This window comes from Curtobacterium sp. MCSS17_015 (assembly GCF_003234265.2).
Classification (GTDB): Bacteria; Actinomycetota; Actinomycetes; order Actinomycetales; family Microbacteriaceae; genus Curtobacterium.
Window position 1 is genome coordinate 2,333,407 of sequence record NZ_CP126256.1, and the last position, 22,290, is coordinate 2,355,696.

Annotated in this window: 25 protein-coding genes and 1 pseudogene; 15 read left to right on the forward strand and 11 right to left on the reverse strand. The window is 73.0% G+C overall.

The window, feature by feature from the left end; genetic code table 11:
- Positions 1–50: 50 nt before the first annotated feature.
- From DEJ18_RS11025 to DEJ18_RS11035, 4 genes and pseudogenes are all read left to right on the forward strand, one after another.
- A complete protein-coding gene (locus tag DEJ18_RS11025; protein WP_111211078.1) occupies positions 51–1,013 on the forward strand; it encodes a MetQ/NlpA family ABC transporter substrate-binding protein in 963 nt (320 codons plus the stop codon).
- A pseudogene (locus tag DEJ18_RS16005) lies at positions 1,013–1,543 on the forward strand (methionine ABC transporter ATP-binding protein); the annotation flags it as partial. The gene DEJ18_RS11025 and the pseudogene DEJ18_RS16005, both read left to right, overlap by 1 nt.
- Positions 1,544–1,666: 123 nt before the next feature.
- Entirely contained in the window at positions 1,667–2,044 is a 378-nt protein-coding gene (locus tag DEJ18_RS16010; RefSeq protein ID WP_502866271.1) for an NIL domain-containing protein, read from the forward strand.
- On the forward strand, positions 2,041–2,712 hold the full coding sequence (locus tag DEJ18_RS11035) for a methionine ABC transporter permease (protein WP_111211080.1): 672 nt from the start codon (positions 2,041–2,043) through the stop codon (positions 2,710–2,712). The genes DEJ18_RS16010 and DEJ18_RS11035 overlap by 4 nt, the downstream gene beginning before the upstream one ends.
- Positions 2,713–2,964: 252 nt before the next feature.
- Here the strand turns inward: DEJ18_RS11035 and DEJ18_RS11040 are convergent, their stop codons facing one another.
- Together DEJ18_RS11040 and DEJ18_RS11045 are read right to left on the reverse strand one after the other, a co-directional pair.
- Positions 2,965–3,741 (reverse strand): endonuclease/exonuclease/phosphatase family protein, encoded by a 777-nt coding sequence (locus DEJ18_RS11040; RefSeq protein ID WP_181431255.1) that lies wholly within the window; start codon positions 3,739–3,741, stop codon positions 2,965–2,967.
- 145 nt (positions 3,742–3,886) lie between these two features.
- A complete protein-coding gene (locus DEJ18_RS11045; RefSeq protein WP_111211081.1) occupies positions 3,887–5,317 on the reverse strand; it encodes an MFS transporter in 1,431 nt (476 codons plus the stop codon).
- Positions 5,318–5,416: 99 nt separating this feature from the next.
- Between DEJ18_RS11045 and DEJ18_RS11050 the strand changes: the two genes are divergently transcribed.
- Positions 5,417–6,658 (forward strand): putative hexosyltransferase, encoded by a 1,242-nt coding sequence (locus DEJ18_RS11050; protein ID WP_111082698.1) that lies wholly within the window; start codon positions 5,417–5,419, stop codon positions 6,656–6,658.
- 70 nt (positions 6,659–6,728) lie between these two features.
- Here DEJ18_RS11050 and DEJ18_RS11055 read toward each other — a convergent pair whose 3' ends face one another.
- From DEJ18_RS11055 to DEJ18_RS11065, 3 genes are all read right to left on the reverse strand, one after another.
- Positions 6,729–7,220 (reverse strand): pyridoxamine 5'-phosphate oxidase family protein, encoded by a 492-nt coding sequence (locus DEJ18_RS11055; RefSeq protein WP_111051569.1) that lies wholly within the window; start codon positions 7,218–7,220, stop codon positions 6,729–6,731.
- Positions 7,221–7,421: 201 nt separating this feature from the next.
- Positions 7,422–8,045 carry a hypothetical protein gene (locus tag DEJ18_RS11060; protein WP_111211082.1) on the reverse strand — a complete coding sequence of 208 codons (624 nt, stop codon included), beginning with the start codon at positions 8,043–8,045 and terminating at the stop codon, positions 7,422–7,424.
- 110 nt (positions 8,046–8,155) lie between these two features.
- Positions 8,156–9,265, reverse strand: a complete 1,110-nt coding sequence (locus DEJ18_RS11065; RefSeq protein ID WP_111211083.1) for an LLM class flavin-dependent oxidoreductase — start codon at positions 9,263–9,265, stop codon at positions 8,156–8,158.
- A 101-nt stretch (positions 9,266–9,366) separates the two neighbouring features.
- Here DEJ18_RS11065 and DEJ18_RS11070 point away from each other — a divergent pair, with 101 nt between their 5' ends.
- Positions 9,367–10,284, forward strand: a complete 918-nt coding sequence (locus tag DEJ18_RS11070; protein ID WP_111082695.1) for an SDR family oxidoreductase — start codon at positions 9,367–9,369, stop codon at positions 10,282–10,284.
- Here DEJ18_RS11070 and DEJ18_RS11075 read toward each other — a convergent pair.
- On the reverse strand, positions 10,259–11,071 hold the full coding sequence (locus tag DEJ18_RS11075; protein WP_111211084.1) for an NRDE family protein: 813 nt from the start codon (positions 11,069–11,071) through the stop codon (positions 10,259–10,261). The two genes, DEJ18_RS11070 and DEJ18_RS11075, sit on opposite strands and share 26 nt — an antisense overlap.
- A 75-nt stretch (positions 11,072–11,146) precedes the next feature.
- Here DEJ18_RS11075 and DEJ18_RS11080 point away from each other — a divergent pair, with 75 nt between their 5' ends.
- From DEJ18_RS11080 to DEJ18_RS11115, 8 genes are all read left to right on the forward strand, one after another.
- A complete protein-coding gene (locus tag DEJ18_RS11080; protein WP_111211202.1) occupies positions 11,147–12,505 on the forward strand; it encodes a bifunctional phosphopantothenoylcysteine decarboxylase/phosphopantothenate synthase in 1,359 nt (452 codons plus the stop codon).
- A gap of 84 nt (positions 12,506–12,589) precedes the next feature.
- Positions 12,590–12,991 carry a DoxX family protein gene (locus DEJ18_RS11085; protein WP_111211085.1) on the forward strand — a complete coding sequence of 134 codons (402 nt, stop codon included), beginning with the start codon at positions 12,590–12,592 and terminating at the stop codon, positions 12,989–12,991.
- The gene (locus DEJ18_RS11090; protein WP_111211086.1) at positions 12,988–13,812 is read left to right on the forward strand and encodes a YqjF family protein; all 825 of its coding nucleotides are present in this window, start codon (positions 12,988–12,990) and stop codon (positions 13,810–13,812) included. Before DEJ18_RS11085 ends, DEJ18_RS11090 begins: the two co-directional genes overlap by 4 nt.
- Positions 13,809–14,243, forward strand: a complete 435-nt coding sequence (locus DEJ18_RS11095; protein WP_111082691.1) for a DUF1810 domain-containing protein — start codon at positions 13,809–13,811, stop codon at positions 14,241–14,243. Before DEJ18_RS11090 ends, DEJ18_RS11095 begins: the two co-directional genes overlap by 4 nt.
- Positions 14,244–14,311: 68 nt before the next feature.
- A complete protein-coding gene (locus DEJ18_RS11100; protein ID WP_111082690.1) occupies positions 14,312–14,962 on the forward strand; it encodes a GntR family transcriptional regulator in 651 nt (216 codons plus the stop codon).
- Positions 14,963–15,148: 186 nt separating this feature from the next.
- Positions 15,149–15,604, forward strand: a complete 456-nt coding sequence (locus tag DEJ18_RS11105) for a MarR family winged helix-turn-helix transcriptional regulator (protein WP_111082689.1) — start codon at positions 15,149–15,151, stop codon at positions 15,602–15,604.
- Positions 15,605–15,970: 366 nt separating this feature from the next.
- A complete protein-coding gene (locus tag DEJ18_RS11110) occupies positions 15,971–16,846 on the forward strand; it encodes an aggregation-promoting factor C-terminal-like domain-containing protein (protein WP_146241606.1) in 876 nt (291 codons plus the stop codon).
- 143 nt (positions 16,847–16,989) lie between these two features.
- Entirely contained in the window at positions 16,990–17,625 is a 636-nt protein-coding gene (locus DEJ18_RS11115) for an MOSC domain-containing protein (protein WP_111211088.1), read from the forward strand.
- Between the two features lie 4 nt (positions 17,626–17,629).
- Here the strand turns inward: DEJ18_RS11115 and DEJ18_RS11120 are convergent, their stop codons facing one another.
- Positions 17,630–18,013: an MmcQ/YjbR family DNA-binding protein gene (locus tag DEJ18_RS11120; protein ID WP_111211203.1), complete on the reverse strand. Its 384-nt coding sequence runs from the start codon at positions 18,011–18,013 to the stop codon at positions 17,630–17,632.
- Positions 18,014–18,157: 144 nt separating this feature from the next.
- Between DEJ18_RS11120 and DEJ18_RS11125 the strand changes: the two genes are divergently transcribed.
- The gene (locus DEJ18_RS11125; RefSeq protein ID WP_258371242.1) at positions 18,158–18,457 is read left to right on the forward strand and encodes an excalibur calcium-binding domain-containing protein; all 300 of its coding nucleotides are present in this window, start codon (positions 18,158–18,160) and stop codon (positions 18,455–18,457) included.
- A gap of 22 nt (positions 18,458–18,479) precedes the next feature.
- Here the strand turns inward: DEJ18_RS11125 and epsC are convergent, their stop codons facing one another.
- The 4 genes from epsC to DEJ18_RS11145 form a co-directional block, all read right to left on the reverse strand.
- On the reverse strand, positions 18,480–19,064 hold the full coding sequence (gene epsC / locus DEJ18_RS11130; protein ID WP_258376974.1) for a serine O-acetyltransferase EpsC: 585 nt from the start codon (positions 19,062–19,064) through the stop codon (positions 18,480–18,482).
- A complete protein-coding gene (cysK, locus tag DEJ18_RS11135; RefSeq protein WP_111082685.1) occupies positions 19,061–19,999 on the reverse strand; it encodes a cysteine synthase A in 939 nt (312 codons plus the stop codon). The genes epsC and cysK overlap by 4 nt, the downstream gene beginning before the upstream one ends.
- A gap of 148 nt (positions 20,000–20,147) precedes the next feature.
- Positions 20,148–21,185, reverse strand: coding sequence for a dipeptidase (locus tag DEJ18_RS11140; protein ID WP_111211090.1), 1,038 nt, complete (start codon positions 21,183–21,185; stop codon positions 20,148–20,150).
- A 20-nt stretch (positions 21,186–21,205) separates the two neighbouring features.
- The gene (locus DEJ18_RS11145) at positions 21,206–22,285 is read right to left on the reverse strand and encodes a YeiH family protein (protein ID WP_111211091.1); all 1,080 of its coding nucleotides are present in this window, start codon (positions 22,283–22,285) and stop codon (positions 21,206–21,208) included.
- Between the last annotated feature and the right edge of the window lie 5 nt (positions 22,286–22,290).

The following is a 22,290-nucleotide window of genomic DNA, read 5'->3' on the forward strand; positions in this document are numbered from 1 at the left end:
CACACAGCACCGACCCTGCCACCAGGGCGACCCCTTCACGAGGAGCACCCATGACCGCCGCACCCGTCCTGCCCGACCGTCCGAAGCGCAAGCGCCCCATCGGGTGGATCGTGGCTGCTGCCGTCGTCGTCGTCGCGATCGTCGTCGCCCTCGTGGTGGTCGCCGTCCGCGGTGGCGGTTCCGGGCAGGCCGGCGCCGCCGGTGCCGGATCGGACCGGAAGGCCCAGACCGTCACCATCGGTGTCGCGGACGAGGCCCTGCCGTACTGGAAGACGTACACGGAGCTCGCGAAGGAGCGGTTGAACGTCACCGTCGACCTGACGAACTTCGCCGACTACTCGCTGCCGAACCCCGCCCTCACGGACGGCCAGGTCGACATCAACCAGTTCCAGCACATCCAGTACCTGGCGAACTACAACGTCACCTCGGACGACGACCTGCAGCCGATCGGCTCCACCGCCGTCTACCCGCTCCCCCTGTACGCGACGAAGTACGACGACGTCGCCGATCTGCCCGAGGGCGCGAAGGTCGCGATCCCGAACGACGCCATCAACGAGGCACGTGCGCTCCTCGTCCTGCAGGCCGCGGAGCTGCTGGAGCTGGAGGACGGCGGCAGCGCCTTCTCCACCACGGACGACATCGAGACGGCGAAGGTCGACGTGCAGCCGCTCGACGCCTCGCAGACCGCGAACGCCCTGCAGCAGGGCTCCGTGCAGGCCGCCGTGGTGAACAACAACTTCGCCACCGCTGCCGGGCTGCCCGCTTCGGACAAGGTCTTCACCGACGACCCGACCAGCTCCTCCGCCGCCCCGTACGTGAACGTCTTCGCGGTCCGCAACGAGGACAAGGCGAACGAGACGTACCTCGACCTCGCCGAGCTGTTCCAGGACGAGGCCGTGCAGGAGGCGTTCAAGCAGGACTACCCGGACGCGGTCTCGCGTGACCAGGACGCGGAGGAGCTGCAGGACGAGCTCGCCACCGTCGAGCAGGACGCGAAGGCGGCAGCGGAGTAGTGGCTGCGCTCGTCGAACTCCGCGGCGTCACCAAGAGCTACCGCCGCGCCGACACCGGAGAGACCGTCACCGCGGTCGAGGGTGTCGACCTCGACGTCCACCAGGGCGAGGTCCTCGGGGTGATCGGGTACTCCGGTGCCGGGAAGTCCACCCTCGTCCGGCTCGTCAACGCGCTCGAGCTGCCCACCTCCGGCACCGTCACGGTCGCCGGGCAGGAGCTGACCGCGATCCCCGAACGGGACCGGCGCACCGCCCGTCGCCGCATCGGGATGGTCTTCCAGCAGTTCAACCTGTTCCGCTCCCGCACCATCGCGGGCAACGTGGCCTACCCGCTCAAGGTCGCTGGCGTGCCGAAGGCCGAACGGGACCGCCGGGTCGCCGAACTGCTCGACTTCGTCGGGCTGCTCGACCGCGCACACGCCTACCCGGAGCAGTTGTCCGGCGGGCAGAAGCAGCGCGTCGGCATCGCCCGGGCGCTCGCCTCGAACCCCGAGCTGCTGCTCGCCGACGAGGCCACCAGCGCCCTCGACCCCGAGACCACGTCCGAGGTGCTCGCGCTGCTGCGTCGGGTGAACCGGGAGCTCGGGGTCACGATCATCGTCATCACGCACGAGATGGACGCCGTGCGCCGCATCGCCGATCGGGTCGCCGTGATGGAACAGGGCCGCGTGGTGGAGGTCGGGGACGTGTACGACGTGTTCTCCGCACCGACCACCGATGCCGCCCGGCGCTTCGTGCGCACCGCGCTGCACGACCGGCCCTCGGCCGAGACCGTCACGAGACTGCGGGAACGGCACCCCGGACGCCTCGTGTCGGTGCGGATCACCGACGAGACCGGACTGCAGGCACGCATCGACCAGGCGTTCCGCGACGCCGGCGTCACCGCAGAACTCGTCTTCGGCGGCGTCACCGAGATCCGGGAACGCCGGATCGGCTCGCTCACCTACGAGCTCGGCGGTTCCGACGCCGACCGGGCCGTCACCGCGCTCCGGGCGAGCGGCATCACCGTCGACGAGGAGGCACGCGCATGAACAACTCGTTCCAGAGCGTCATCGACACCTTCGACGTGTTCCTCGCGGCGATCCGCGACACGATCGTCATGTCCCTCGTGTCGCTCGTCATCGCCGGCGTCATCGGGCTCGCCCTCGGCCTGCTGCTGTACGCCACCCGGCCGGGCAACCTGCTCGGCAACCGGACCGCGTACACGGTGATCAACCTGGTCGTGAACCTCGTCCGGCCGATCCCGTTCGTGATCTTCCTGGCCGCCATCGCGCCGCTGTCCCGCGTGGTCGTGCAGACGACGATCGGCGTGCCCGCGGTGACGTTCGCGATCTCCCTGGCGGCGGCGTTCGCGGTGTCACGCATCGTCGAGCAGAACCTGCTGGCGGTCGACCCCGGCGTCGTCGAAGCGGCGAGGGCCTCCGGGGCGCACCCGGTGTCGATCCTGCTGACGGTGCTCATCCCGGAAGGGCTGGGTCCGCTCATCCTCGGGTACACGTTCATCTACATCGGCATCGTGGACATGACCGCCCAGGGCGCACTGGTCGGCGGTGGCGGCCTCGGCGAGTACGCCATCACGTACGGCTCGCAGCGCTACGACTGGTGGGTCGTCTACGTGTCGGTCGCGGCGATCGTCGTCATCGTGCAGCTCGGCCAGTTCATCGGCAATCGCCTGGCCCGAGCGACGCTCCGCCGCTGAGCCGGCCCGCCCGGGTTCCGGCTCGCCCGGGTTCCGGCCCGCCCGGGTTCCGGCCCGCCCGGGTTCCGGGATCGCGGCATCTCGCGCGCCGAGATGCCGGGATTCCGGCATCTCGCGCGCCGAGATGCCGGGATCCCGGAACCGCGGCGGCACGCGCGCGGCAGGTCGTGCGACCTCGGCGGGCGCCGGACGGCAGCCGTCCGGGCGGGCGCCGGGCGGCAGCCGTCCCGGCGGTCGCCGACGTCGCGGCGCCTACGCCGCGGGCGTGTCCGCTGCAGCTCGGGCGTCCGCCGCGGCGGGCTCCTCGTAGTTCGCGCGGACCAGGATCGGCCGGTGGTCGGAGATGCCCGCGGGCAGGGTCTCGACGCCGGCGATGTGCAGCCCGACGCTCGTGGCGAAGTCGAAGTGCCCGGTGAACTTGCGGTAGCGCAGGTAGGTCGGCTGGTCCGAGAGCGACAGCGCGAAGCCGGACTCCTCGATCTTCCGGCGCAGGTTCGTCTGGAACCACGGGTAGTTGAAGTCGCCGACCATGATCGCCGGTGCCTCGCTCGACAGGTCACGGACGAAGTCGTGCGCGGCCTCGATCTGCTTGCGGCGCAGCGAGTTCGTGGCGGTGAGCGGCGAGGCGTGGAACGAGGCGACGATGACCTCGGCGTCGGCCTCCCGGTCGTACAGGTGCATCGCGATGAGACGCTCGTGCGCGGGCGAGAGGACCCGGTCGTGCAGGGACTTCTGCAGCGAGTGGATGCCGAGGTCGCGGACCTCGAAGCGGTCGTCCCGCTTGTAGATCGCCAGGCCGAGCCGGTTCCCCTGGGTCGACGCCGCGAGGGTGAGCCCGCCGACGGAGCTCGCGAGGTCGGTGCTGTCGCACTCCTGCACGCAGAGCACGTCGGCCTGCGACGACTCGGCGAGGGCAGCGAGCTCACCGTTCGCGGTGTGCTCGCGGAGGTTGTAGCTCACGACGCGCAGGGCTCTCTGCCGGACCTCGGTGGTGGAGTCGGTCGTTCCCTGTTCGTGTGGCGCGGCCATGCTGCCTTCCGTCCCGGGCCCTGATCGGCCCTCTCTCCTGCGGCGGTCACGGTACTCGGGCATCGCAGCAGGTTGCTGAGACTGTAGCGCGGTGCGGATCGCGGACACGTGACCTGGCGGTGGACGAACGGTGACGAGTCACGGCTCAGTTCCGCGTCGTCACCCGCACCCGCTGCGCCGGTCGCACGGTCTCCCCCGCGGTCCGGCTCATGAGCAGCCCCTCGACGCAGGCGACCCCCAGCAGGACCGCGATCACCGCGAACGCGACGGCGTACGGGGCGGTGCCGCCGAGTCCGTCACCCCCGAGCCCGGACGCTGCCCGGAGCACGACGGCGGCGACCGCCACACCGAACCCGGCCGCGGTCTGTTGCAGCGTCGAGGACAGCGTGTTGGCGGCCGTCATGTCCGGCTGCTCGACGTCGGCGAACGCGATGGTGTTGTACGCAGTGAAGCCGACCGAGCGAGCAGCTCCGCTGACGACGAGCAGCACCGCGAGCAGCCAGAACGGGGTGTCCGGGGTGAGGAACACCATCGCCACGACGGTCAGCGCCGCGACGGCCGACGACACCACGATGACCGGCCGGTACCCCCACCAGCGCAGGAACGGGGTCGTCGCGGGCTTGATGCCGAGGTTGCCGACGAAGACCCAGAGCACGGCCGACCCGGCCTCGAGGGCGCTCCAGCCCCACGCGTCCTGGAACAGCAGCGGCAGCACGAACGGCACCGCCGAGACGGCCAGGCGGAACAGGCTGCCACCGGCGTGGGACACCCGGAAGGTCTCGAGCCGGAACGCGTCGAGCCCCATGATCGGGTGCGGTGCCCGCAGGAAGTGCCGGATCGCGAGCCAGGTGCAGACCGCCCCGACGACCCCGGCGAGCACGGCCGGCACGAAGGGCACGGTCTCGAGGGCGAGCAGGGACGCCATGACGACGAGCGCCCCGAGCCCGAGGCAGGCCAGCAGCGACCCGAGCCAGTCGAACGGCACCCGCTCGGGGGCGCGCTCCTGCGGCACGAGCACGAGCGCCGCGACGACGGCGACCACCCCGAGCGGGATGTTGACGAGGAAGACCCAGTGCCACGACAGGGTGTCGACGAGCACGCCGCCCAGGAAGGGCGCGATGATCGGCGCCGCGAGCGCGGGCCAGGTGAGGATCGCGATGGCCGTGACGAGCTGGTCGCGACCCGCGCTCCGGAGCACCACGAGCCTCCCGACCGGGACCATGAGCGCGCCGCCGAGTCCCTGCAGGATCCGCCAGAGCGTGAGTTCGACGAGTCCGGTCGAGGCGGCGCAGAGCGCGGAGGCGACCGTGAAGAGCGCGATGGCGCCGACGAAGACGGTGCGGGAGCCGACCCGGTCGGTGATCCACCCGCTGACCGGGATGAACACGGCCAGCGTCACGAGGTAGGCGGTGATCGCGACGCCGACGGCCGCCGAGTCGACGCCCAGGTCGCGTCCCATCGCGGGGGCGGCCGTGGCGAGGATGGTCCCGTCCAGCAGCTCCATGAAGAAGGTGCCCGCCACGAGCACGGCGACCGCCGTGCTGCTCGTCCGTCGTGCCGTCGTCGTCGTCGTCATCGCTTCGGATGCTAGTCCCGCCTCGTCCGGGTCCCCAGCGAGCAGCGACTACCGTGGAGCCGTGTCGTCTGCCGTGCCCGACCTCTGCGGACCGCGCGCATGAGCCGCCTGGACGGGGTCCTCACCGGCTCGGTCGCCGCGGGCCGTCGCCGCGTGGTCGACACCGTCGTCAGCCTGCCGGTGTGGTCGGCGGTCCTGCTGCTCTGGACCGTCGGGCGTCTCGTGTCGACGATGTGGCTCATGGTGCTCTACCCGCTCGTCTCGCGGGTGCAGCCCGACAACGCCATCTGGGGCAACGACCACGGGTTCACGGCGTTCCTGACCTCGTGGGACGGCCAGTACTACGAGGCGATCTCGCTGCACGGGTACCCCTCGGTCCTGCCGCTCGACGACACCGGGCACGTCGCGCAGAACGCCTGGGCCTTCCTGCCCGCGTTCCCGTTCACCATCAGACTGCTGACGGTCTCGACCGGCCTGCCCTTCACGATCGGCGCCCCGGCCGTGGCGGTCGTCGCCGGGCTCGTCGCCACCTTCCTGCTGCACCGGCTCGTGCAGGAGCACGCCGGTGCCACCGCGGCGCTCTGGGCGGTCTTCTTCTTCACGTGCGGACCGCTGTCGTTCCTGCTGCAGGTCGGGTACGCCGAGACCGTGTTCCTCGCGCTCACCTTCGGCGCGCTGCTCGCGATCGAACGACGGCGGTACGGGCTGCTCACCGTGGTCGGGGTCGTCGCCGCGTTCACGCGCCCGGGTGCGCTCGCGATCCCGCTGACGCTCGGGGTGCTCGCCCTCGTCCGGTACCTCGCCGCGCGGCGGTCGGGAGCGCGGTCCCTCGACGAGTTCCCGGTCGCGGAGCGGGTGCGGGTCGTCGCGTCCGGGCTCGTGATGGCGGTGGCCGGGTCGGCGTGGCCCGTGATCGCGGCGTGGGCGACCGGTCGTCCGGACGCGTACCTGGCGACCGAGATGTCCTGGTGGGTGAACTTCATCGGCCGGGTGCACTTCGTCCCGTTGTCGCCGTGGTTCCTCACCACCGCGAAGTGGCTCGGCGTCGGCGGGGTGCTCCTCGTCGTGCTGCTGCTCGTGCTCTACCCACTGTGGTTGTCCCGCCGGTCGACCCGCCAGCTCGGACCCACGACGATCGTGTTCGCCGCCGGCTACGCGCTCTACGTGTTCGCGGTGTCGCTGCCGATGGCGTCCACACCCCGGCTGCTCATGCCCCTGGCGCCGCTGATGGGGTCACCGGAACTGGTCGCGAAGCCGGCGCTCCGGTGGACACTCGTCTCCGGTGCCCTCGTGCTGCAGCCGGTGTTCGTCGCGCTCCTCTGGTTGCTCGGGCCGCCCTGACCGGTGAGCGGGCGTGCCGCGTGCCCGCGACGGAGCGTCCGGGCCGGCGGGGCCCGGACGCCCGGTCCGGCTAGACCTCGACGGTCCCGTGACTGCCGACGTCCGGCTGCGACTGGTGCCCCAGCGCTGCCTTGAGGGTCTGCACGAGGCTCCCCACGGGTCCGGTGTCCTGCGTCCAGTACTCGACCGACACCCCCTGCACGGTGAGCAGGCGGATCGACGGGTCGTCGCGGCCGTCCGGGAACCACGCCTCGGCGAACGGCGACCAGAGCTCGTCGACGACGGCCCGGTCCTCGGTGACGGTGGCCGTCCCGGCGATGGACAGGTAGCCGCCCTGCGATTCGATGGCGACGTTGACGTGCGGGTTCCGGGCGATGTCCTCGACCTTCTCGCTCCCGTCCTGCACGAGGAACCGCAGGGTCCCGTGGAACGACTTGTCCTGCACGGCGAGGGGCCTGGCGTGCAGCTGACCGTCCTCGCTCACCGTCGTGAGCAGGGCCGTGCGGGCCCCGTGGACGATGTCGGAGATGGCGGCACGGTGGTCGGTCTGGGTGTCGGTCATGATGCTCCTTTGCGTCGTGCACCCCGACCGCCGACGCGTCGGCCGGCGGGGCGCGAACCGTTCCGACCAGTGTGCCCCCGCTCACTGGACGCGCGCGAGGGGCACATGCCGGCCGAGGCTCGGCTGGACGGACGACCTGCGGCATCCGCACGACGCGTCCTGTCCGCCAGGACGAGTCTCGGCGCAGGACGGGCGGCCGGCTCAGCCGCGCTCGCGGATCGTGGTCTCGACGTCGACGACCTGCGGGATCCGCGGCAACGAGGCGAAGCCGAACTGCACGGGCGGGTCGAGCGGTGCGAGTTCGCCGAGCGACTCCCCCGCCCAGGTACCCCGGAGGCCGACGACGTCGTGCGCGCCGGTGACGCCGTAGTACTCGCGGCGGCCACCCCCCGCGGTGCCGGCGGTCCCCGAGCCCGGCGCGACGAGCTTCGCCACGGGGTCGATCACGGTGAGCCAGCGGGGGTCGCGGGCGATGCGCTTCGGGACGATCCGGAGCACGCGCCCGAGCGGGGAGATGGTGCCGACGTCGACCGACGTGACGAGCGGGCCGGCGTCGAGTTCCAGGCCGCGGGCGGTCCGCCGGGCGCTGATGTCGACGACGGACACCGCGTCGAAGCGGTACGTGCCGGAGACGTAGGCAGCGACGATCTCGTCGGGTGCGAGGAGCACGCTCGAGCCGTCGGGCAGCTCGACGAACACGTCGGTGAAGGCGCCGAACGGGGAGGACTCCCACATGCCGACGACGAACCGGACGCCGGAGGTGCTCCCGGCGCCGAGGATCCGTCCGCGGAACCGTCGTTCGGTGGTCTCGTTGCGCGACGACATGCGCCAGACGGTACCCGCGTCGTCCCGGGAGCCGCCGGGCGGACGCGCACCGGGCCTCCCGGCCGCCGCCGCCGGGTCAGGCGGGGTGGCCGGCCGGGACGGAGGCCCGCTCAGGGGACGGGGACCGGCTCCGCCAGGAGTTCGCGGACGCGGGGGGCGACGCGGGTGCCGTACAGCTCGATCGAGCGCATCATGTCGGCGTGCGGCAGGCGTCCGGTCGCGTAACGCATGTCGAAGCGGGTGACCCCGAGGATCCGCATGTTCCGCGCGATCTTCCGCGCGACCGTCTCCGGCGACCCGACGTAGAGCGAGCCGCCCGCGGAGAGGCCGGCGCGGTAGCCGGCCTGGTCGAGGGGCGGCCAGCCGCGCTCCCGACCGAGCTGGTCAGTGACGGCCTTGTGGTACGGCCAGTAGCGCTCGGCTGCTTCCTCGTCGGTCTCGGCGACGAACCCGGGCGAGTGCATCGCGATCGGCTGCTGCGGGAGCTCGAGCTGGTCGAGGGCCTGCCGGTAGAGCCGGGCGTAGGGGGCGAACTGCGCGGGCTGCCCGCCGATGATGGCGAGGAACAGCGGCATGCCGTAGGACGCGGCGCGGATCACGGACTGGGGTGACCCGCCCACGCCGATCCAGGTCGGGATCGGGCCGTGCTCGAGCTTCGGGAAGACGTCCTGCTCGACGAGCGAGGCGCGCTTGGTGCCCTGCCAGGTGACGGTGTCCCCGCCGCGGAGGGCGCTCCAGAGCTGCAGCTTCTCCTCGAACAGCACCTCGTAGTCCTGCAGGTCGAAGCCGAACAGCGGGAAGGACTCGGTGAAGGACCCGCGACCGAGGATGACCTCGGCGCGGCCGTTCGACAGCGCGTCGACCGTCGCGAACCGCTCGTAGACGCGGACCGGGTCGTCCGAGGACAGCACCGTGACCGCGGAGCCCATCCGGATGCGTCCGGTGCGGGCGGCGATCGCGGCGAGGACGACCTCGGGCGCGCTCACGGAGTAGTCGGCGCGGTGGTGCTCACCCACGCCGATGAAGTCGATGCCGACCTGGTCGGCGAGGACGGCCTCGTCGAGGAGGTCGCGCAGGGTCGCGGCGTGGGACTGCACGCCCCCGTCGGTGGTCTCGGTGACGTCGCCGAAGGTGTCGAGGCCGAGCTGCACGGGGCCGACGCGGTCCGGTGCCGGGGGCGGGACGTCCGAGGGTCGACCGGTACCGAAGGCGTTGCTCATGGGACCCTCCCGGATCTCGCAGTCAATCAATGCGAACGCATGAAAACTAGCACGATCGGCCGGCGACCGCACCCCCAGCACCGCTGTGTACGGTCCACCCCATGGTGCAGCCCTCGACCCTCCCCGACCAGACCGGCCGTCGCATCGTCGTCACCGGGTCCAACAGCGGCACCGGCAAGGAGACCGCACGTCGACTGGCCGGGGCCGGCGCGAGCGTCGTCATCGCGGTCCGCACGGTGTCGAAGGGCGAGGACGCCGCCGCCGAGATCCGCCGTGAGCACCCGGACGCCGACCTCGAGGTCCGCGAGCTCGACCTCGCCGACCTGTCGAGCGTGCACCGCTTCGCCGAGGGCATCGTCGCCGACGACCGGCCGCTCGACGTCCTGGTCAACAACGCCGGCGTGATGGCGCCCCGGGAGCGCTTCGAGACCGCCGACGGCTTCGAGCTGCAGTTCGGGACGAACCACCTCGGTCCGTTCGCACTCACGAACCTGCTCCTGCCGACCCTGCTGCGTGCCGAGGCACCCCGGGTGGCGACGATGTCGAGCATCGCCGCCGTGCCCGGCAAGATCCACTTCGGCGACCTGCAGTGGCAGACCGGCTACCAGCCGTGGCTCGCGTACGCCCAGTCGAAGCTCGCCGACCTGCTCCTCGGGCTGCACCTGCACCAGGTCGCCGTCACCCGCGACTGGCACCTGTCGTCCACGATCGCCCACCCCGGCTACACCCGGACGAACCTGCAGTCCGCCGGGCGGTCACTCGGCCGGGACCGCCCCGTGCAGTCGAGCGACCGCGCGCTGCCGTTCACGCAGGACGTCGAGCAGGGCACCGAGCCGCTCCTCTACGCGGCGGTCGGTCGGAACGCCGCCTCGGGGGCCTACTACGGCCCGGCCGGGGCCTTCGGACTCACGGGCCCGACGACGCTCGCGTCGGTCCCCCGCTCGGCGCGCGGCGTCGACCTGGCCCGGTCGCTGTGGGCCGTGGCCGAGGACCTCACCGGGACCCGGCTGCCGGACTGACGTCCACCGGCGACACCGCACCACGCAGGACACCGGGCTCCGCGAGCCGGGTGTGCTGCAGGACCGTCCGGTCCGGACCGATCGCGGCGGCGACGATCGAGAGCGTCGCGAAGTGCCCCTCCGGCTCCACGGTGTCGCGCAGGATCGCGTCACGGTCGTCGGGGGCCAGCGCGGTCGACGCGTGCAGCACCCGGAACCAGGGTCCCCAGCCGTCGGAGTCGTCCCCACCGGCAGCGACGACACGGAGCTCGTCGGACGGTGTCGTGCCGGCCGGACCGGTCGGAGCCGGCACCGCACGGAAGACGTCGAGCCACCGACCGACCCGCGGGGCGGCCGGATCGTCGGGTTCGCCGTGCGTGACCATGTGCACACCCGGCCCGAGCGCCGTCGTCCGGACGGCGGTCCCGTCCCACGTGACGACCTCGGCCCCGTCAGCGGTGGCGCGGAGCAGGTTGAACGCCCGACTCGTCGGCCGCGCGCCGTCCGCGCCCGGCACCGCGTCGTCCACCACCGCGTCGAGCGGCAGCGTGCCGCGGGTGGTCCAGGAGCCGTCCAGCCCGGGGGTCTCCTCCCACCGGTTGAGCACGACCGCCAGGCCGTTCCGGTCCGAGGCCGCGAGCCACGCGCCGCCCGCCTGCTGGTCCCGGACACCGACGACGCCGGGATCACGGTCCGGCCACCACGCCGCCGGCGGGTCCCACGGGCGGTCCGGCGACTCGTCCCGCAGCGCGAGCAGGGTGACGGGCCACTCGGCGCCGGGATCGACGCGGACGACGACGGTGCACATGGAGCCGATCCTGCCACCCGCCACCGGCACCGCGCGGACGAGGCAGGTCCGGCCAGCCCGGGTAGCGTGAGCGCCGTGAACGACGCAGCCCCGCAGACCGTCCGTCCCCGCACCGTCGTCGTCGGCATCACCGGCGGCATCGCCGCCTACAAGGCCGTCGGCGTCGTCCGCGACCTCGTCAAGCGCGGCCACGACGTACACGTGGTGCCGACCGAGGGCGCCCTCCGTTTCGTCGGGCTCCCCACCCTGGAGGCCCTCAGCCGCAACCCCGTCTCCACCAGCGTGTGGGACGACGTCGCCGAGGTCCGGCACGTCGCCCTCGGCCGCCGCGCCGACCTCGTCGTGATCGCCCCCGCCACCGCGGACAGCCTCGCCAAGATGGCCGCCGGACTCGCGGGCGACCTGCTCGGGACGACGCTCCTCGCCACCGAGGCACCGGTCGTCGTCGCCCCGGCCATGCACCCGCAGATGTGGGAGCACCCCGCCACGCGGGCCAACCTCGCGACCCTGCGGTCCAGGGGCGTGCACGTCGTCGGTCCCGTCGTCGGCGCGCTCACCGGCGACGACGCCGGGATCGGGCGGATGTCCGAGCCCGAGGACATCGTGCGCGCCGCCCTCGCCGTGCTCGACGAGACGGAGCGCACGGCGACGGCGGCCGGCACGGGCACGCACGGCGGTGCCGACACGGCCCGCTCCGCGGCGGGGACGACCGACGCTGCGGGTGCTGCCCCGGGCCTCCACACCGGTGCCCGCGGCGAGCAGGGCGACCTGGCCGGCGTCCGCGTCGTCGTCAGCGCGGGCGGGACCCGTGAACCCCTCGACCCGGTCCGCTTCGTCGGCAACCGGTCGAGTGGCCGGCAGGGCGTCGCGCTCGCCGCCGAAGCCGCACGCCGGGGTGCCGAGGTCACCCTCGTCGCGGCGAACACCGACCCGGGTCTCACCGCGGACCTGCCGGTCGAGGTCGTCCGCGTGGGGTCGGCGCAGGAACTCGCCGCCGCGATGCACGCCGCCGCCGGCGAGGCCGACGTCCTGGTGATGACCGCCGCCGTCGCCGACTACCGCCCCGCCGAGGTGCTCGAGTCGAAGCTCAAGAAGGAGCAGCAGGGCGACCGGATGACGCTCGAGCTCGTGAAGAACCCGGACGTGCTCGCGGAACTCGTCGCCGCCCGTCGGGTCGGACAGGTCATCGTGGGCTTCGCCGCCGAGACCGAACCGGACCGGGCGGCGCGCATCGAGCTCGGCCGCGCCAAGATCACCCGGAAACCGGCCGACCTGCTCGTGGTGAACCACGTCGGGTGGTCCCACGGGTTCGAACGCGAGGAGAACGCCATCGAGGTCCTGGTGCCCGGCGGGGAGGTCGTGCGCGAGACCTCCGGGTCCAAGGCCCACGTGGCGACGGCCGTCCTCGACCTGGTCGCGACCGCGCTGACCTGAGCGCGGACGCCCGCTCCGTGGACCGGGTGTGACGGCTGACACCGAGCTGTGCGCGTGCGGGGGCGCGGCGGGCACGATGGAACGATGCGACGGCGGACCAGACGTGCACGACGAGCGACGAGGACCGCCGGTGCCCTCGCCCTCCTCCTCGGTGGCGCGGGCGTGACCCACTTCCTCCGGCCCCGCGGCTACGACCGCATCGTGCCGGACGCCCTGCCGCCCCGGACGACGACCTTGGCGTCCGGTGTCGCCGAACTCGGCATCGCCGCCGGGCTGCTCGTCCCGGCGACCCGTCGCGGCGCCGGGTGGGCCGCGGCCGCCCTGTTCCTCGCCGTCTTCCCCGCGAACTGCAAGATGGCGGCCGACCTGCTCGAGAGCCCCCGGTCGAGCCGGGCGGGTCGCGTCGTCGCCGTCCTCCGTCTGCCACTGCAGGTGCCGCTCGTCGCCTGGGCCGTCCGCGTCGCGCGGCACGCGCCGCGCCGATGAGCGACGCCGAGGCGGCGCCACCGCCCGGACCGGGAGCGCCGCGGACGCGGGCGGCCGTGCCGCTGCGTCACCGCCCGGTGACCGTGCACGCCTGGGACGACATCGTGTTCGCGCACTGGCGCTGCGAACCGGAGACGCTCGCCCGCCTGGTCCCCCGCGGCACCCGCCCGGACATCGTGGACGGCAGCGCCTGGGTCGGCCTCGTCGCGTACGTCTTCCGCGAGACCCGCGTCCCCCCGTTCCCGCCGTCGACCCGCCTCGGCTCGATGACCGAGGTCACGATCGAGGTCCTCACCGTCGACGACGCCGGGCGCCGCGGCGTCGCCTACCTCACCGTGGACACCCCGAACGTGCCCGCGATCGTCGCCGCGCACGCCCTGCTCGGCGTGCCGTACACGTTCGCGTGGGCCCGGTCGCGACGACGCGGCGAGACCGTGAGCCACCGGTCCGTCCGGCGCCCCGGTCGCGTCCGGCACCCGATCCGCGCGGTCCGCCAGGCTCGGAGGGCTGGTCGGACGCCAGGCTCGTCCGGCGCCCGGCACGCGGCCTCGGTCCGCGCCGTGGCCGGGGAGGTCGACACCTCGCCCCTGGCCGCCGACCTCACCACCCGCGCGGGCATCCACGCGAGGCTCCTGGCGCAGACGCTGTTCTGGCAGCGCCAGCACCCGCCGCTGACGGTCCGGTCCGCGCGGCTCGAACGGCTCGCGGGCGACCTGCCCGAGGTGGTCGGTCTGCCGGGACTGTTCGACCGCTCCCCGGACTCCGTGCTCGTGGTCGACGGCACCACGGTCCGCTACGCCTGGGGGGACGTGGTCAGATGACCGGCGACGACCCGTTCGACCTCGGCCGGTTCGTGTCGGCGCAACAGGGTGTGCACGACACCGCGCTCGCCGAGCTCCGGGCCGGGCGGAAGCGCACGCACTGGATGTGGTTCGTCCTGCCCCAGGTCGCCGGGCTCGGGCGGAGCGCCACGGCGCAGCACTACGCGGTCACGGGGCTCCCCGAGGCCCGCGCGTACCTCGCGCACCCGGTGCTCGGACCTCGGCTCCGCGACGCCGCCGCCACCGTCCTCGACGCGCCGGCGCGCTCCGCCGAGGACCTGTTCGGCGGCATCGACGCCGTGAAGGCCAGGTCCTCGATGACCCTGTTCGCCCGCGCGGCGGACGACTCGGCACCGTTCCGGGCGGTCCTCGACCGGTGGTTCGCCGGCGACGAGGACCCGGAGACACTCCGCCTGCTCGGCCTCGACTGACGGCATCCGTCCGGTACCACATCAGGTACGGTGAGCGGGAACGCGTCACGAATCCGGAAGGTCCTCGCATGCCGGTCCCCAGCACCGCCCCGACCGAGCACAAGCTGCTCCGCGACACCGTCCGGCAGAAGATCCACGAGGCGATCATGGACGGGACGCTCGAGCCCGGGGAACGACTGAACGACGACGAGCTCATCGCCTGGCTCGGCGTCTCGCGCACGCCGATCCGCGAAGCCCTCAGTCAGCTCGCCCGCGCCGGACTCATCGAGATGGCACCCAACCGGTACACCCGGGTGACGACCCCGGACCCGGCGGAGGTCGTCGAGGCCATGCAGACGCTCGGCGTGCTGTTCGGCGGCGTCGTGCGGCTGGCGGTCCCCCGACTGTCCGCGGCGGCGCGCAAGCGGATCCTGACGGCGCTCGACAAGACCATCGCCGAACTCGACGCGCACGACGTCCCGGCCGTGAACCGCGACGCCCTCGGCGTGTTCGCCCTGTACGTGGCCGAGTGCGGCAACGAGAACCTGCAGCGCGTCTGTCAGGACACCATGGACGGACTCGCCTTCCGCCTGCGCCTGCCGGACCTCGACCAGCTCATCGACTGGGACCGGATGACCGAGGACTTCCGGCGCCTCCGGGCCGCCACGGCCGACGGCGACAACGTCGCCGCCGAGCTCGCGACGGAGGCCATCCACATGCTCCCCGGCGAGAAGCGCTGACCCGGTCCGCCGCGTTCGCCTGAACGTCCGTACAGGAAAGTGCTCGATCCGGTCCGTCGAAGCGCGCGGGCCCGCCCACGGTCCACTCCGGACACCGCGGCCGGCCGCCCTCCTGTCCCCCGTTCGACCCGGTCCCCGCGACCGCTACGATCGAGCACACCACCCGACCGACCCCGCGGAGCAGCCATGACCGACCTCGACCCGGACCGCACCGAGGTCGCCGCACGACTCGCCGCGGCCGTCGGTCGGATCAACCGGCGGGCGCGCACCGACTCGGCGTCCCTCGGGTACGGGATCGTGTCCGCGCTCGCCTCGATCGTGCAGCACGGACCCCTGCGGCCCGGCGACCTGTCGCGGATCGAGGTGGTCACGAAGCCGACCATGACCCGCATCCTCACGGAGCTCGAGCAGCGCGGATTCATCGAGCGCGAAGCCGACCCCCGCGACGGCCGGGCCTTCATGGTGAGCGCGACCCCGGCTGGGGAGGACGCCGTCGACGCGGCCCGGTCGGAACGCACCGGCATCGTCGCCGGCCTCATCGCGGAGCTGTCCCCCGACGACGTCGCCGCGATCGCCCAGGCCCTCGACGCCCTGGAGCGCGTCGCGCAGAGCCCGACCGCCCGCGCGACCACCGCCTCCTGACCGTCACCGGGTCGTTACCGAACCGTTACCGCCCCGACGACCGGGTCCCTGGGCACCGTTGCTGACGGTGCGTCCAGGATGACGTGTCATCGTGGCCGCTTCGCCCCGCGAGTGACCGAGCGTCACCGTGCCGAGGCGGAACGGACGGGCCCACACACCACCGTCCGGTCCTCCCCCGGCTCGCGGGTCCACGCGACGACGCGGACGGCAGGGTCCCCACCCCGGCCGTCTCCCGGTGCCACCGAACGTCCCTGCGACCCTCGGCTGCACCGGTGTCCGGCGTGCGCTCCACCCGCGCACCACCGACCGGACGCCCACCGTCGTCGATGAGGGCCCGCACCACGAGCCGGCCGACCCCCGGAAACCATGACCCGACCCACTCCCCGCACCAGCACCCCCGCGCCCGGCACCCGGCGCGCAGCCCTCGACACCCCGTCCCGTCGCATGCGTCGGACCCTCCGCAAGCACGGCGTCCTCCTCGCCGGCGGTGCGGCGGTCGTCGCGATCGCCGGCGGCGCCCTCACCGTGACGCAGCCGGCGCTCGGCGAAGCGCTCGGTGTCCCCAGCGCCTCCGCGACCCCCGGCCTGTCCGGCACCGACCTCGACCGGGCTCAGGCCGCCGCGACGATCGCCACCGCACGCTCCGTCGTGCAGGACGCCAACGCCAGCACCGACACCGCCAGGCTCGAGCAGCACATCGCCTCGCTGGCGGACTACGGCTCGTTGTCCGGTGCCGCGCTGACCGAGCGGATCGCCGCGACCGTCGACACCGCCCAGGACGTCGCGCAGGCGAGTGCCGACCGAGACCACCGGGACGCCGTCGAGCGGGCTGCCGCAGCGGAGCGGGCGTCCGACCGGGCTGCCGCGGCCGCGGCAGCCGCCGAACGGGCCGCCGCGGAACGAGCCGCCGCCGAGGCCCAGGCCCGGGCCAACACCCCGGCCGGCGCCAAGACGGTCGCTGCGTCGATGGCCGCGTCCCGGTTCGGCTGGGGCGCCGACCAGTTCCAGTGCCTCGACAGCCTGTGGACCAAGGAGTCCGGCTGGGACTACCAGGCGGTCAACCCGAACGGCGGCGCGACCGGCATCCCGCAGGCGCTCCCCGGATCGAAGATGGCCACGGTCGCCGCCGACTGGCAGACGAACGCCACGACACAGATCACCTGGGGCCTGCAGTACATCGACGCGTCCTACGGCACCCCGTGCAGTGCGTGGTCGCACTCGCAGGCGGTCAACTGGTACTGACCCGTACCGGACCGCGGGGGTGAGCGGACGCGACGGGCCGGTGGCGGACCTCCCGGCAGCAGGGAGCGACCGTCACGCCCGATCCGTGTCGTCCGGCCCCTTCCCAGCTGCGGCACGGGCCCGACGTACGGCAGGCTGGTCCCATGTCCGTCGTCACCGCCGTCTGCCGCGTCGACCACCTGCGCCCGGACTCCGGCACGATCGGCGTCACCGCGATCGACAAGCGTCCCGTCGCCGGCGCGGTCCGCGTCCGTCCCCTCGGGCTGTACGCCGACGTGCAGGCGGACCGGAAGCACCACGGCGGCGAGGACCAGGCCGTCTACGTCTACGCCGACGAGGACGCCGCGTACTTCGCCGAGCAGCTCGACCGGCCAGTACCGCCCGGGCTCTTCGGCGAGAACCTCCGCACCACCGGCATCGACGTCACCGGGCTCGTGCTCGGCGAGCGCTGGCGGATCGGTGCGACCCTCGAGCTCGAGGTGACGATCCCACGGACGCCTTGCGGGACCTTCGCGCGCCGCATGGGGATCGACCGGTGGGTCAAGCGCTTCGCGGAGGAAGGCCGTCCCGGCGCCTACTTCCGCGTCCGCCGTTCCGGGTCGGTGGCCGCGGGTGACGCCGTGACGGTCCTCGAGCGCCCTGAGCACGGCGTCACGATCGGGCAGATGGCCGCGGGGCTCACGGCGGAGCAGGCGAGAGCGGTGCTCGCCTCTGACGACCGGCTCGCGCCGAAGGTCGTCCGGGAGGCCCAGCTCGCGCTCCGGCGCGCTGCCGTCTGACCGCTCAGGGCTGCTGCGCGCCCCGCGTCGGATCGAGCGGGCGCCGGGCACGGGGCAGGCCCGCGACGACGAGGTCCCAGGAGTTCGCGACGAGGTCCTCGACCATCGCCTCGTCGAGCCCGGGACCCGGCGAGAGCGTGATCCAGTGCCGTTTGTCCATGTGCCAGCCCGGGGAGACCTCGGCGAAGTCCCGGACGAGCGCGGCACCGTGCGGAGGAGCGCACTTGAGGTTCACGATGGCGACACCGCGGAGGTCGGTCGTCATCGCGAACATCCTGTCGACGACCTTGTAGACGTCGGTGTCCGCTCCGAAGGGCTGCGTCTCGGTCACCGCCGGGAGGGCCATGGCGGTCCGAGCGGCGATCCGGTGCAGGGTGCTGCCGTCCATGCGCCCCATGATGCCCGGCACCGGGGACAGCGGCGTGGCCCCGGGACGATGCACCTCGTTCGGGGGCTGAAGGAAGCTCATGGACCGCAGTACCCTCGCCATGCCGAGCGTGCCCGACGTCGGCCATCGTCCCTGGAGGAACCCGTGAAGACCATCCGCACCCTCGGCGTCACCACCCTCGCGCTCGCGCTCACCCTCGGCGGTGTCGTCGGCACCGCCACCAGCGCCTCCGCCGCGCCGAAGACCTACGCCAACTGCACGGCCGTCAACAAGGTGTACTCGGGCGGCATCGCCAAGAAGTCCGTCACGAAGAACAAGGTGACCTCCGCCGGCAAGACGTCGTACCGAGCGCTCAAGGGCACCGTGAAGAAGGACGACGCGCTCTACAACGCGAACAAGAAGATGGACCGCGATGCCGACGGGATCGCCTGCGAGAAGAGCTGAGGCTCGGGTGGTGCCGCGAGCGTCAGAGCTCCGGCACACCCTCGCCGCCCGACCGCGGCCGTGCCGTCCCGGCGACCCCCGTCACGACGGAGGCCGCCGGGACGTCCTTCGTCACGACCGTGCCCGCACCGACGACGGAGTCGTCGCCGACGGTGATCCCGCCGATGAGCGCCGAACCGGCGCCGAGGACGACCCGGTCGCCCACCGTCGGGTGCCGCTTGGAACCCGGCCCCGGGCCTCCGCCGCGACCGCCGAGCGTCACACCGTGGAAGACGAGGACGTCGTCGCCGATGACGGCGGTCTCGCCGATGACCACACCCATGCCGTGGTCGATGAAGAACCGACGACCGATCCGGGCGCCGGGGTGGATCTCGATCCCCGTCACCGTGCGCGTGGCCTGCGCCAGGATGCGGGCCGCGGTCCGCGAGCCGGGCAGCGCACGGGCGTGCCACAGGCGGTGCGCGACGCGGTGCGACCAGATCGCGTGCAGGCCCGAGTAGACGATCGCGTTCTCGAGGTCCCCGCGCGCAGCGGGGTCACCGCGACGTGCGGCGGCCAGGTCCTCCCGGACGGTCCGCAGCACGCCGCGGCGTGGAGCCGTCGTCACGCAGTGAGCCCCTCGAAGAGCACCGTGGACAGGTAGCGCTCCCCCGTGTCGCAGACGATCGCGACGATCCGCTTGCCCGCGTTCTCGGGCCGGGCTGCGACCTGCAGCGCCGCGTGGATGATCGCGCCCGAGGAGATGCCGGACAGGATGCCCTCTTCCGTCGCGAGCGCACGGGCGACCCGGAGCGCGTCGTCGAGCTCGACGTCGATGACCTCGTCGATGACCGAGCGGTCGAGGACCTCCGGGACGAAGTTCGCCCCGATGCCCGCGATCTTGTGCGGACCGGCGGTCCCCTTCGTGAGGAGGGGCGAGTCCGCGGGCTCCACGGCGACGATCTGCACGCCGGGCACACGCTCCTTGAGCACCTGGCCGACACCGGTGATGGTCCCGCCGGTGCCGACACCCGCGACGAACACGTCGACGTGCTCCTCGGTGTCGCGGAGGATCTCCTGCGCGGTGGTCCTGCGGTGGATGGCGGCGTTGGCCGTCGTCTCGAACTGGTGGGCGAGGATCGCGCCCGGAGTCTCGTCGACGATCTGTCCGGCCCGGGCGACGGCGCCCTTCATGCCCTCGGAACCCGGCGTCAGCACGATCTCGGCGCCGTAGGCACGCATCACCGCGCGGCGCTCGACACTCATGGTCTCGGGCATCGTCACGATGACCCGGTACCCACGGGCCGCGCCCACGAGGGCCAGCGCGATGCCGGTGTTGCCGGACGAACCCTCGACGATGGTGCCGCCGGGCTTCAGGTCACCGGACTCCTCGGCCGCGTCGATGATGGCGACGCCGAGGCGGTCCTTCACGCTCGCGCCGGGGTTGTAGAACTCGAGCTTGGCGAGGACCTCGGCCCCGCCCTCCTGCGGCAGTCGGTTCAGCCGCACGAGGGGCGTGTTGCCGAAGGCCTGCGTGATGTCGTCGTAGATGGTGCCGGTCATCGGGTGCGTCCTCACGTCGGTCCCATTGCCCCCATCCCAGGAGGCTCGGTGTGCGGCCCGATCCTACCGAGCGGATCCCGGGTGGCCCACGTGGTGTGACGGCGCCGGACGGGCCCGCCGGACGCCACTTCGGGGGCCAGCCGGTCGGTCAGCGGACGAGAGCGGTCCGCGCGAAACGGTCGTCGGTGGCCTCGAGCACACGCAGCACGTTGCCGCCCGCCAGCGCCCGCAGGTCGGCGCCACCCCACCCCCGGCGGCGCAGCTCGTCGGCGAGCGACGGGTACCGCGACACGTCCCGCAGGTCCGGGGGCAGCACCGGGGTGCCGTCGTAGTCGCCGCCGAGGCCGATGTGCGCTGCACCGGCGACCTCCCTGGCGTGGTCGACGTGGTCCGCGACGTCCGACACCGTGACGAGCGGCAGCTCACCCACCGATCCCGCCTGCTCCCAGTCGGCCCAGGCACGGGACACGAACGCGGGCACGAAGGTGATCATGACCACCCCGCCGTTGTCGCTCAGCCGTCCGAGCACGTCGTCGGGTACGTTCCGGGGGTGGTCGTCGAGGGCGACGGTCGACGAGTGGCTGAACACGACCGGGCGGGTGGCGACGTCGAGGGTGTCCCGCATGGTGCTCGGCGCGGTGTGCGACAGGTCGACGAGCATGCCGATGCGCTCCATCTCGGCGACGACCTCGCGTCCACGGTCGGTCAGGCCGCCGTGCGCCCGCTCGCCCGTCGCGGAGTCGGCCCACGGGGTGTCGTCGTTGTGCGTCAGGGTCATGTACCGGACCCCGAGCCGTGCGAAGTCGCGGAGGACGGCCAGGTCGTCGCCGATGGAGTGCCCGCCCTCGGCACCGAGCAGCGAGGCGATCCGCCCCGAGGCGACCGCGGCTCGCACCTCGTCGGCCGTGCGCGCGAGGGCGAGGTCGTCCGGGTACCGCTCGACCATCCGGTGCACGAGGTCGATCTGCTGGAGCGTGGTCCGGACGGGGTCGGGCTCCTCGACGGGCACGTAGACCGACCAGAACTGCCCGACGACGCCGCCGGCGCGGAGCTTCGGCAGGTCGGTGTGGAGCGAGTCGGTCTCCGAGTCGATGCCGTCGACACCGGACGCGTGCGTGTCACGACGCTCCCACGGCAGGTCGTTGTGGCCGTCGATGACGGGGAAGGTGGAGGCGTCGAGGTCCATCCCCCGACCGTAGCGGCAGGTCAGATGCTGCCGGTGAGGGCCTGCAGCCCGAGGCTCGACACCGAGACCACGATCCACAGCGACCCGCCGAGCAGCACCGGGCGGAGCCCGGCCCGGCGGAACCCGGCGACGTCGGTGGACAGACCGATGGCGCTCAGCGCGACGGTGATGAGGAATGCGGCGACCGCGGCGATGACCGGGTGCGCCGGACCGGGGACCAGACCGGTGGAGTTCACGGCGGCGACCAGCACGAAGCCGATCAGGAACCAGGGCACGAGGCGGAACACCCGGCGCGGCGACCAGCGCGCGGGTGTGGGGCTCGGCACGGTTGGACCGTCGAGGGCGACGCCGTCGGCCGGAGCGGTGCCGGGGCTCGTCCGCCGACCCACGAGCCACGCCAGGACGAGGACGACCGGGATGATCATCAGGGTGCGCACGAGCTTCACGACGACCGCGAAGTCGGCCGCACCGGGACCGTAGGTGCTCGCCGCGGCGACGACCGACGAGGTGTCGTTCACCGCCGTGCCCGCGAACAGACCGAACGCGTGCTGGCTCATCCCCAGCGCGTGCCCCACCACGGGGAAGACGACGACCGCGGCCACGTTGAACAGGAAGATCGTCGACACCGCGTAGGCCACCTCGATCGACACGGCACCGATCACGGGGGTCACGGCGGCGATCGCGGAGGCTCCGCAGATCCCCGTCCCGACTCCGATCAGGGTCCGGAGGTTGCCGACGACGCCCAGGGCGCGACCGATCCCCCACGCTGCGAGCAGGCAGACGGCGAGGGTGCCGAGCATGACCGGCAGCGACTCCACCCCGGCACGCGCCACCTGCGCCAGGGACAGCTGGGCACCGAGCAGCACCACCGCGGACTGCAGGACCGTCCTGCTCGCCGTCGAGATGCCGGGGCGGAACAGCGCACCCGGACGACGGATCGTGCCGATGACCGCGCCGATGAGGACCCCGCTGACCGGGGCGCCGACGACGGGCAGGAGACGGCCGATGACCGTGGCGACCACGGCGATGCCGGTCGCGAGCGCGAGACCGGGCACGAGCGCTGCGGCACGGTCGAGCGGGCGCACGGTCGCATTCGTCACGTGAC